General features: G+C 62.2%; 9 protein-coding genes. 5 read left to right on the top strand and 4 right to left on the bottom strand.

The features are described 5' to 3' along the window. Positions 1 to 214: 214 nt before the first annotated feature. Genes QSK26_RS18970 through QSK26_RS18990 form a run of 5 tightly spaced genes read left to right on the top strand, consistent with a single transcriptional unit; the run spans position 215 to position 8902 of the window. On the top strand, positions 215 to 2299 hold the full coding sequence (locus QSK26_RS18970; protein WP_285776495.1) for an N-6 DNA methylase: 2085 nt from the start codon (positions 215 to 217) through the stop codon (positions 2297 to 2299). Next, on the top strand, positions 2286 to 3902 hold the full coding sequence (locus QSK26_RS18975) for a class I SAM-dependent DNA methyltransferase (RefSeq protein WP_285776496.1): 1617 nt from the start codon (positions 2286 to 2288) through the stop codon (positions 3900 to 3902). The genes QSK26_RS18970 and QSK26_RS18975 overlap by 14 nt, the downstream gene beginning before the upstream one ends. Then, on the top strand, positions 3895 to 5160 hold the full coding sequence (locus QSK26_RS18980) for a restriction endonuclease subunit S (RefSeq protein ID WP_285776497.1): 1266 nt from the start codon (positions 3895 to 3897) through the stop codon (positions 5158 to 5160). The genes QSK26_RS18975 and QSK26_RS18980 overlap by 8 nt, the downstream gene beginning before the upstream one ends. Positions 5161 to 5177: 17 nt before the next feature. Beyond that, positions 5178 to 5726 (top strand): GNAT family N-acetyltransferase, encoded by a 549-nt coding sequence (locus QSK26_RS41820; RefSeq protein ID WP_352244347.1) that lies wholly within the window; start codon positions 5178 to 5180, stop codon positions 5724 to 5726. Beyond that, a complete protein-coding gene (locus tag QSK26_RS18990) occupies positions 5723 to 8902 on the top strand; it encodes a type I restriction endonuclease subunit R (protein WP_285776499.1) in 3180 nt (1059 codons plus the stop codon). The genes QSK26_RS41820 and QSK26_RS18990 overlap by 4 nt, the downstream gene beginning before the upstream one ends. A 322-nt stretch (positions 8903 to 9224) precedes the next feature. On the opposite strand, the gene QSK26_RS18995 is transcribed toward QSK26_RS18990, so the two are convergent. The 4 genes from QSK26_RS18995 to QSK26_RS19010 form a co-directional block, all read right to left on the bottom strand. Continuing rightward, positions 9225 to 9752, bottom strand: coding sequence for an NUDIX domain-containing protein (locus QSK26_RS18995; protein ID WP_285776500.1), 528 nt, complete (start codon positions 9750 to 9752; stop codon positions 9225 to 9227). Positions 9753 to 9920: 168 nt separating this feature from the next. Further along, the gene (locus QSK26_RS19000; protein WP_285776501.1) at positions 9921 to 10280 is read right to left on the bottom strand and encodes a hypothetical protein; all 360 of its coding nucleotides are present in this window, start codon (positions 10278 to 10280) and stop codon (positions 9921 to 9923) included. 124 nt (positions 10281 to 10404) lie between these two features. After that, the gene (locus QSK26_RS19005) at positions 10405 to 11211 is read right to left on the bottom strand and encodes a hypothetical protein (protein ID WP_285776502.1); all 807 of its coding nucleotides are present in this window, start codon (positions 11209 to 11211) and stop codon (positions 10405 to 10407) included. A gap of 5 nt (positions 11212 to 11216) precedes the next feature. Then, a complete protein-coding gene (locus QSK26_RS19010) occupies positions 11217 to 11375 on the bottom strand; it encodes an integrase core domain-containing protein (protein WP_502888723.1) in 159 nt (52 codons plus the stop codon). Position 11376 lies beyond the last annotated feature (1 nt).

The raw sequence follows: 11376 nt of genomic DNA on the forward strand, positions 1-11376 counted from the left end.
CCTTCTCGCGGAAGGTGCCGGACGTTGGGCCGCGGCACCAGGGAGTGCTGTGAAGAACGGTGCTGCTCGATAACGACCAACGAGGGCATAACAGCAGGCATGACACTGATAAGAGGGGTTATCGCGTGCCGCCAAGAAGAAATTTGTCGATCTTGGAGTAGAGTCCGGATCAAGAGAGACAGGGGGTGGCCAGGTGGGTGCTTCAGTCCCGCTGATGTCGATGGCAGAGATCGCGGAGATGGCCGACGTGAAGCGCCCGGTGGTCACCACTTGGCGGCGCAGGCACTCCGACTTCCCTCGACCGGTGAGCGCCGATACCGGCCAGCCATTCTTCGATGCACGCGAGATTGCCGAATGGCTGGCCGCGACCGGGCGCCTCGAACGGCACCAGGCGGAAGAGGATCTTAGCTTTTACACGCTCGCCCGGCTCGGAGAGGCGCTGCCCGGCAAGGACTTGATCGCCGCCGTCACAGCCCTGATTTGCCTGCGGTCCCTTGAAGGCGACGAACCCCTGGCCGACGGCACCGACGACCCCCTGAGCGGATTACAGGACCGCGCAGCTCGGGCGGACTACGAAGACGAGCTCCTGCGTTCGGAGATCAACGCGATCCCTGTCGGCTGCAGCTGGTTGGCCGGAGTCGTTGACGATCTTGTCGAGGCCGCATACGGCGGTGCCAACGCCTTCGAGCGGCTGCTTGTCAAGCGTCGCAGGTTCGATGCCTCCGGGCTATACGCCTCCGCCGTCGTGCCCGAGCTCGCCCGACTGATCGCCGGAGTAAGCGGCGTGAGCGAGAAGGCGCGAGACACCGGCGGTTCTGTGCTGGTGACCGACCTCGCAGCCGGACCAGGTGATTTCCTCGCCGCCGCTGCACGGCTGTTGCGAGACGACTCCCCGATGTTCACCGCTGCCGAAATTGACCCCTATCTAGTACGGCTGACACGTCGACGGCTGGCCGTTAACGAGATCCCCCTGATGGATCTGGACATCCGCGTCGGCGCCCAACTGCCCGACGAGACCGGTGACCCCGACGTCATCCTTACTCAGGTGCCCTACAGGCCAGTCGAGGAGCGTTCCGCGCTTCAAACAATCGCCTGGATGGACGACATCTCCGTACGGTTGGCGACTGGCAAGACCGCCGTGATCCTGGGGCCGGCGGACATTCTGACCGGCGAACTGAAACCATTCTCGGCGGAGGAACGCAGACGCGCCGATCTGCTCAAGACCGGCATGGTCGAAGCTGTGATCCGGTTGCCGGGAGGACTGGTGCCCTACCGGCCGGGCTATCAGACGGCCATCTGGGTGCTCAGCGCGGAGCCCGATCCGCGTTGGCAGCGTCGCGTACTGCTGGCAGACGTATCCGAACACTCGCTTACCGCCGATGTCGTCGATGCCCTGATCGAAGACGTGGTGACATGGCGTCGGCCAGGCTTCATGCCGCAGGAGCATGCACGGCGCTTCGCGGTCCAGGTGAGCATTGACGACCTCACCGCTACTCCCAAACCTCTCGTCGCCCGCCCCGCAACCACGATCCAGGCTTCCACGACAACGCCTGCCGACACGATTGCCCGCACGAACGAGCTTGAACGCGAGCTCTACTGGTCCGGCGTCCGCGCCTACCTCGGCGGCTCGCCGATCAACAGTGGTCTGGCAGTGAGCGCCGGTCGCAGCGTCCCTATGGTCACGCTCGGCAAGCTGACCCGAGACGGGCAGATGCAACTGCGGAAGGGTAGCCGCGTGGAAGCGGAGCATCTCGGCGTGACCGGGAACTACCCGGTGCTTGGTGCGTTCGAAATCCTCGGTCGCCGCAGGGTCGGCGCGCGGATGATTGACATCCTGACGCTCACCAAGCATTACCCTCGGGCACAGCTCACCCAGCCAGGCGACGTTATCGTGACGACCGCGATCGAGTTCGGGGTGATGGTTGATCATGAAGGGCGTTCATTGGTGGAGTTCCCCGCACGGATCCTGCGCATCTCTGATACTGGACGCGACCACTTCACCCCGCGTGTCCTTGCTGCACTCCTCGCCGACAACGCGAGCATCCGAGTGGCTGGCAGCTTGCGACTCGCCCGACGGCTCGAGGAGCACCGTGTGCCCCAGCTTCAGCCTGACCTCGTCGCCAGGCTCGACCGGCTGCTGGCCGTTCTGGACGAGCGCCGACGTATCGTGCGCGAGGAGCTCAACATGCTGGATGAACTAGCCGGGCTCACCGTTGCCGGCCTCGGGGCCGGAACTCTTACTCTGAACGCCATAGCTTCTTCGCCGACGATTGATAAGGAGATTGATGCCCCCGCGTAAGCGCAGCAACGGTCAGATGGGGCTGCCCGGGATGCCCGGTGCACAAACCATGAGCGAACTGCACGAGATTCTTTGGAAGTCCGCCGACAAGCTCCGCGGTTCCATGGATGCTGCGCAGTACAAGGACTTCGTGCTTGGCCTGGTGTTCCTCAAGTACGTCTCGGACGCCTTCGCTGAGCGGCGCGAGCAGATTCGCAAAGAAGCCCTGGCCGACGGAGTGCCCGAGTCGCGACTGGAGTCGTTCCTTGAGGACCGAGACGAGTACAAACGCGAAGAGATCTTCTGGGTGCCTGAGAACGCCCGCTGGGATGCCCTTGCCGCCCAGGCCAAGACAGGGAATATCGGCGAGCTGATCGACCAGGCGATGGACGCCATCATGAGGGCGAACATCGAACTCACCGGTGTCCTACCTAAAATCTTCAACCGAGACAACGTCGACCAGCGCCGACTCGGCGAACTGGTCGACCTGATCAGCGACGCGCGCTTTACCGGCCACGATGGCAAGTCCGCACGTGACGTGCTCGGCGAGGTCTACGAATACTTCCTGGAAAAGTTCGCCCGCGCCGAAGGCAAACGCGGCGGCGAGTTCTACACCCCAGCCAGCGTGGTCAAGCTTTTGGTTGAAGTGCTGGAACCCTATAAAGGCCGTGTCTACGATCCCTGTTGCGGCTCGGGCGGCATGTTCGTCCAAGCCGAGAAATTCGTCCTAGCCCACCGAGGCCGCCGCGACGACATCGCCGCCTACGGCCAGGAGGCCAACGAGCGCACCTGGCGTCTGGCCAAGATGAACCTCGCCATCCACGGCATCGCGGGCGACCTTTCCGCCAAGTGGGCGGACACCTTCTACGAGGACAAGCACCCCGACCTGAAGGCCGACTTCATCCTCGCCAACCCGCCCTTCAACATGTCGGACTGGCACCGCAGGACAGACGACCCAAGGTGGCGGTACGGCGTGCCGCCAGCTGGAAACGCCAACTTCGCCTGGATGCAGCACATCATCTCCAAACTCGGTGTGCGAGGCACAGCTGGCGTGGTCATGGCCAACGGTTCCATGTCCTCCCGACAGTCTGGTGAAGGAGAGATCCGAGCTGCCCTGGTTGAGGCCGACCTAGTTTCTTGCGTGATCGCCCTGCCGCCTCAGCTGTTCCGCACTACCCAGATCCCTGCCTGCCTCTGGTTCTTCAGCAAGGATAAGTCCGCCCGCAGCGGGCTCATTGACCGCTCAGGCCAGGTGCTCTTCATCGACGCCCGCTACATGGGCACCATGGTCGACCGGACTGAGCGCGTTCTCACCAAGGAGGACATTGACAACATCGCCGGGTCCTATCTCGCCTGGCGAGGTACGGCTTCCGCTCGTCAGGCGGGCTTCGTCTACGCTGACGACCCCGGCTTCTGCTACAGCGCGGACCTCGACGAGATCCGCAAACACGACCACGTCCTCAGCCCGGGCCGCTATGTCGGCGCCGCGGAAGTCAACGACATCGACGATGAACCCCTTGGGGACAAGATCGATCGCCTAGCTCAGGAGCTGTACACCCAGTTTGAAGAGTCCAGTCGCCTCGAGCGGGTCGTCCGCGAGCAGTTGGGGAGACTCGATGTCTGAGCGGGTCGTCGAGAGCCACCTCCAAGATTGGATCACCACGACGCTGGGCGAGCTTTGTGCAGCAGGCGGAGGAAATATCCAGACAGGGCCCTTCGGCAGTCAGTTGCACGCCTCTGACTACGTTCCTTTCGGAATCCCCAGTGTGATGCCACAAAATATTGGCGATAATATAATTATTGAGGATGGTATCGCTCGAATAACCACTGAGGATGCCGCTCGCCTTTCCCGCTATCTATTGCGGGACGGCGACATAGTATATTCACGACGAGGCGACGTTGAGCGCCGCGCACTAGTCCGCCCATCCGAGGATGGCTGGCTGTGCGGAACAGGATGCCTTCGGGTGCGCCTAGGAGATTCGGCCGAGGCGCCATTCATCTCGTACTACCTCGGACATCCGAACGTGCGAGAGTGGATTGTCCGCCATGCCGTTGGCGCGACCATGCCTAATCTGAACACCAGAATCCTTTCCGCAGTTCCTGTTCTACTGCCTCCACGGCACACGCAAAAGGCCATAGCCGCATTGCTTGGGGCGCTCGACAATAAGATCGCCGCCAACGGTCGTATTGCTCACAACGCCCGTCAACTTGGAGATGCACTTCTCAAGGAGAGCAGCGTATCTTGGCGAGCAATGCGTATTAGCGATCTTGCTTCCGAGGGAATGCTTGCGTTCGGCGATGGCTACAGAACAAAACGGGCGGAGCATGGACGTCCTGGTCTGCCGATTCTACGTGTCGCGGAGGTTCGCGACGGATGGATAGATGCCGCGCTCGAAGACTACGTAAGTGATCATTATCTACCCGCCATGGGTGCCAAGCTTTCCAAACCAGGAGATGTCGTTCTGACCACCAAGGGAACGGTCGGAAGAGTCGCCGTAATCCGACGAGACAGTCCTGAGTTTGTTTACAGTCCGCAACTGTGCTACTTTCGACCACTTCAATCTGGACCACTGACCACTGCGTTTCTGTTTTTTTGGTTCCGAAGTGAATCTTTTTGGTCCCAAGCGCACTCGCTTAAGAGTCAAACAGACATGGCGGACTATCTCAATCTCGGAGATATACGGTCTCTCCGTATCGAGGTTCCGGCATCAACGGAGGCCCATGCAGTTGTGGCCAAGCTTGACGCGCTGGAAAAAACAGCATCTCAATGTCACCTCGAAAGCGAGTCGCTCGCAGAACTTCGCGACACACTTCTGCCAAAGCTGATATCGGGAGAGGTTCAAATCCGGGAGGCAGAGAAAGTCGTGGAGAATGCGGTATGAACGGGCCTTCGCGGCGAATGGGCGGGATCATTATTCGTCGTGCCACGCCTGCAGATGTGGTGGGGATCGCGCACGTTTGGCGGAGCAGTCGCCCTGACCATGCGAACCTGGCGGATGCTCTGGAACTCGATGGGCTGCCCGCCTGCTATCCGGTCACATTGGTCGCAGTCCAGGGGGATGGGGAGACGGTCGGTTGGTTGGACGGGACCGTGGAATCACGTGGCCTGGCCGATGAACTCAATCCCAACGGCATTCCTGCACCACACGCATTCGTCTCTGAGATCGATGTTCATCCCAAACATCGTCGTAAAGGGATCGGACGAGCCCTCTTCCACACGCTCGTCGCACTGGCCGATGAAGCCGGAGTGATACTCATAGGTCTTCGAGCGCAGGAGGACGAGGATCTCGCTCACCGACAAGCGTTCTTCAGATCTGTCGGTCTAGCGTTGCTCGACGGCACTGGCTGGGTGGGTGACGTACGTACCCTCGCGCGCAAGAGCAAGAGTGCGGTAGATATAGCTTGTGTAAGCTCGATGGCGAATGGACTGATCGGGGAAGAGCGGTGAGCGGTCTCAATGAGCGCGAGTGGGAAATCTTCGCCCTGGAAACTCTGGCCGAACTGGCCTGGGAGACTACCGATGGAACGAGGATCGCACCGGGCTCTGGTGAGCGTGAGTCGTGGGCCGAGCTGATCATCCCGGGACGACTACGGAACCAGATTAAGCGCATCAATCCACAGCTGCCGCTGGCGGCGGTCGATGAGATTGTAGACCTGCTGCTCACCCCGAAATCCCTCGATGCCAAGGCCGAGAACCGCCGGGTCCACGAGTATCTGACCAAAGGCGTGCGGAGCGTCGTCTACACCGACGCCGCTGGGGCAGAGCGGAATCCTACTATCCACTTGATCGATCGGCTTCAGCCATACAATAACGATTTTCTCGCCGTGCAGCAGGTCCGCATTGTCGAAGGCGAGGCTAACCGCAGGTTCGACATAGTGCTCTACCTCAACGGGTTGCCCGTTGGCATCGTCGAGTTGAAGAAAGCCAGCGACAAGCAGGCTACTCCAGAAGCCGCGCATGCCCAGCTGGTGACTTATTTGGAGGAGCTTCCCCGTGCGTTCCGCTGCAATGTCCTATGCCTGATCAGCGACGGGGTGGAGGCCAAATACGGTACTGTGTTCACGCCGTTCAACCACTTCGCGCCCTGGAATGTGAACGAGGACGGCGAGCCGGTTTCACAACCTGCCACTCACTGGGCCGATTCGGAGTTCAACCTGACCCTGCACGGGCTGTTCGAACAACGGCGGTTCATCGAGCTGCTCGGCGGCTACGTGGCCTTCGCCCAAACCGACGAAGGACTGCTCAAGCGGATCGCGAAGCCGCACCAGTACTTCGCGGTGTCCAAGGCCATCGACAAGACGATCGAGGCGGTCCGCAGCCATGGGATGGCCGGAGTCATCTGGCACACCCAGGGCTCCGGTAAGTCGCTAGAGATGGAACTCTACGCCGCGCAGGCAATGCGGCACCCAAGCCTCGGCAACCCGACGATCGTCGTCCTGACTGACCGGACAGAACTAGACGATCAACTCTTCGACGGGTTTGTAGCCAGCGAGCTGCTCCCGGAAAAGCCCCGGCAGGTGACCACCCGCGAGGAACTGCGAACAGAGTTGTCGAACCGGACCACCGGCGGGATCTACTTCACCACACTGCAGAAGTTCGGCCGCACCAAGGAGGAGAAGGACCGCGGCGACCGGCATCCGGTCCTGTCCGAGCGGCGGAACATCATCGTCATCGTTGATGAGGCGCACCGCAGCCACTACGACAATCTCCGCGGATATGCCCGCCACCTACGCGATGCCTTGCCCTACGCCACGATGATCGCCTTCACCGGGACACCGATCTCCGATACCGATCGCGACACTCGCAAGGTGTTCGGCGACTACATCGACGTTTATGACCTGACTCGTGCTGTAGACGATGGTGCGACCGTTCCGGTCTACTACCAAAGCCGCCACATCCCACTTAGCCTCGCCGAGGGTGTCGACGCGGAGAACCTCGACGAGGAAGCCGACAGGGTCACCACCGGGCTGGATGACGCCGAACGTGAACGGATCCAGCAGGCCGTCGCGGCGATGAACGTCATGTACGGTGCACCGGACCGCATCGAGGAGCTGGCGGCCGACATCGTCACGCACTGGGAAGCGCGGTCGCAGGAGATGCGCCCGTTCATCGACAGTCCCGGCAAAGGGATGATCGTGTGCGCTACGAGGGAGATCTGCGCCAAGCTATACGAGCAAATTATCGCCTTAAAGCCGGACTGGCACTCGAAAGCGCCGAGCGAAGGCAAGATCAAGGTGGTCTTCAGTGGTGATCCCAGCGACACGGGTCTCATCAAGGAGCACGTCCGTAAGCCTTCGGCACAAAAGGCCATCAAGAACCGCATGAAGAACGTCGATGATGAGCTCGAGTTGATCATCGTCAAGGACATGCTACTTACCGGGTTCGACGCGCCTTCACTACACACCCTCTACCTGGACCGGCCGATGCGTGGCGCGCTGCTTATGCAAACACTCGCTCGCGTCAACCGGACATTCCGCAACAAGCAGGATGGACTTCTCGTCGGGTACGCCCCGATCACCGACGACCTTTACGCGGCGCTGGAGAAGTACACCACCCGCGGCAACGAGACCAAGCCGCTCCGTCGGGACCTGGACGACGCGATCATCAAGGTGCGCGATCTCGTCAACGTCCTCGGTGACACGATTCTCGCTGGCTACGCTTGGCGGGTGGGGCTGGCGGCGAAGACCCCTCACGCATACCGGGACACCGTGCTGGGCGCGGTCAACTACCTACGTGATCCCCTTACCCCTGGCAACCAGGTCGAGGACCCTAAAGATCCGACGCTCAGAGAACGGTTCCGCAGGGAGTCCTCAAGGCTGGCGCGTTTCTGGGCGCTCTGCTCCAGCAGCGGCGAACTCAATGAGTTCCGCGACGACATCGCCTTTTTCGCCGAGATTCGCGTCTGGATGGCCAAGTACGACGCCGCCGAGCGGCAGGCTAGTGGCCAACCTGTGCCCGCCGACGTGGAACTCTACTTGCGACAGCTGACCGCTGGTGCCGTAGAGGCCGGCGGGGTGACCGACCTCTTCGAGGCCGCGGGGATGCCGCGGCCGAACCTGGCGCACCTGGACGAGGCGTTCCTGGCCAAGATGAAGAACGCCAAACATCCGCAACTCGCGATCGAGGCACTGCGCCGGCTCATCGAGCAGGAGATGCGCAAGGTCACCAAGCACAACGTGGTGCGTCAGCAGAGCTTTTCCGATCGCCTCATCGCATTGATGAGGAAGTACACCAATCAGCACCTGACCGCCGCGCAGATCATCGCGGAGCTGGTCGAGATGGCGCGCGAGGTCTCCGCCGACGCTGACCGCGGCAAGCGGTTCGTCCCGGTATTGAACCCCGATGAGCTTGCCTTCTACGACGCGGTCTCGCAGAACGAGTCGGCCGTCAATGTGATGGGCGAGGGCGTGCTCGCCGATATCGCCCGCGACTTGGTAAAGGCGATGAAGCGCGACATCACCACCGACTGGGTATCTCGCGACGACGTCCGCGCAAAGCTCCGTTCCACCATCAAGCGCCTCCTCGCCAAGCACGGCTACCCGCCGGACCTGGAGCCCACCGCCACGGAACTTGTGCTCAATCAGATGGAGACCTTCGCGGATGAATGGTCCCCTCAGGCATAGCGTGTGCAACCTTCGAAGGGCTCGCGTCGTCGATCGTGCGTGTGAACCGCGCCGGGTTTGATGGAGGTCTCCACCGAACCCAGGGCGATTCACCCCGCTCAGTTGTGCCGTCCAGGAGGCGCCGAAGGCATCTGAAAGCGCCGATCTAGGGTGTGACTCGGGCTGGTGTATGAGCTGAGACTCCGCCGTCTGTCCCTGTGCCGCGCGGCGAGGATAGGAACGGCTTCTTGCGGGCGGGGAACCGTCGGTGCCGAGCTCCCCAGCTGTGGGAGCCTTCCAGGCGATCCTGGCGATCGGGCCCGGAAGTGCGCTGCGCGACGTCTCACACCCAGGTGTAGTTCTGGTCCGTGATCGAGGGGAGCAAAGGGTACCCGGCTGGGGCGTCAGGCCTGGGCAGCGCGCTGACGGTGGAACCGATTAGCGGGAACAGCGGGAGATCCTTGGCTTTCCTGTAGTTCACCCACTCGATAATGCCCGGTTCCAGATTGCCGCTCGGGAGTTCGTCCCACTCTACTCTGGCGAGCTGGGCCCGCACCTTCGGCGTGATGTAGCAGCGGAAGATCATGTGGATCTTGCGCGGCGGCGCTGTGGGGCCCGGCCGGGTCACCATCTGATCTTGAACCCAGCAGAGCTCGGGCGGGGTCGCGTCGTCGAGGCCGAGCCGAAGTTCCTCGGCGAGTTCTCGACGGAGAGCATCGAGCAGGTCCTCCCCAGGCTTCACGTTGCCGCCGGGCGGCGTGTAGTGAGAGCCGTTCGGTCGGTCGCGGCGGATCAGGGCGATGTCCTCGCCGCAGAAGACGAGACCGCCGGTGCGGATCTTCACGCGGGAGAAGGGGGCCGAATCTGTCATGCGGGCAGTATTGCCCTGCGCATGCCCGGGGAGGTGGTGAACGCCGAGCCTCCTCCGGCGAGCGTGGGGTCGTTCCCGTCTGAGACCGCGGGAAGCAGGTCTGGCAGGGCCATGGCGGCGCGGCCCTGCTGGAGAGATTGGTGCTCTACCTCGACTCCGGTCAAGGTGTTACCTCACGCTGGACCGGGAGATCCAGACGGGTGGGCGACAGGAACCGAACGTGCGGCCCTCACAGAGCTTGAAGGCCGTGATGCGGCTGAAGAACGTGGAATCGGCACCGCAGCCCCATCGCGCGCCGTTTCTGTCGACCAAGGTCCACTTTTGCAGGTAGGAGGTGGCGTACTCGACCCGGATGGCTCGGCCGTCGTTGCTGAGATCGCACACCTTAATGTGCTTGCGGTCGGCCGAGACGGTGACAGAGCCCCAGCCGGCCTCGTCATACCAGCCGTCCGAAGCATCAGCGGATGCCGGAGAGGCCGCCGATAGGACGGCGAGGGTAGTGGCCGCCAGAGTGATGCGACTGACCATGGTGAGGGTGTCCGTTCCGTGTGGTGATCAGGACGGAGTCACTGTGGAACACCGCAGGCAAGAAGTCCCGCAGGTCGAGTCATCGCCACCATGGCTTGATCAACATTTGGTGTATGGGCGAACATCAAGGTCCGGGCTGGTCTTCGAGGAGGCTGTGCGGTCGGTTCGGTTGTAGAGCTGCGGTCAACGCCTCAGTCGCGGTCCTTGCCGAGCAGGTCAGCGTGTTCAGCAACGGTGCTGGCAGCTTGCCCGCCCCCAAGCCAGAAGACGTCACCAGACTGGCCAGCGCCTCTCGGTGCGCGTCTGACATGCTCCCCGGAGGGCGGTGGGTGAGAGCGTCGCGTGCGGCGTATCCGTCGCCGGACTCGATCACCTCCGTGGTCACCTGGGCGTGAACGTGATTGGCCGCAGTGATATCGGTGTTGCTGGCGAGGGTGGCCACGGTCAATCCGAGCCGGGCCCGAAAGACCGCGTAGCCGGGGAGTGGCTGATGCTCGAGGAAGTGTTCGATCATCTCCTTATTGTTCTGGTTTGCCGCTGTTCCTCTCGGCTCGGCGCACATCACGCGGAGGCAAGGGACGACCTGTTGCTCCCACGGTTCTGTGGTTGTGCTCTCCTCCAGTACGGAGCGTGCTGCCCATGGCATGCCGCGCAGACAGTGAGCGATAATCGCGGCCTGTCGTCCTTCCATGAGGTGCAGGCCGATGCCTTGGTGGGCTTTGGCGTGCGTGACTGCCTCGTCCCAGCGGTCGGCGAGTGCCAAGGTGCGGATGCCGTCCGCGAGGTATTGCAGCCAGACCCATTCGCGTAGCTTGTGATGCTCCTGCCGGGTGCCGGAGAGATTGGTCAGTGGCAGGGTGCGATTCTCGATCATCAGGTCGGTGCCGTTTATGATCGCCTGGTACGGGGCTTCCCCCATGAACGCGAACACCGATTTCAGGCGGCAGGCCTCAGACTATCTGCCATCGCCTCGTAGGCGATCGGGCTGAGTTGGCCGAGGCGGGAGTGCCGTCGGACCGTGTTGTAGCGGGTGATCCACCGGAACACGGCCAGGCGGGCGGTCCAGGCGTCGGGCCAGTGGTGCGCACCCTGCAAC

The sequence above is a fragment of the Microtetraspora sp. NBRC 13810 genome, from assembly GCF_030268685.1.
GTDB lineage: Bacteria > Actinomycetota > Actinomycetes > Streptosporangiales > Streptosporangiaceae > BSRQ01.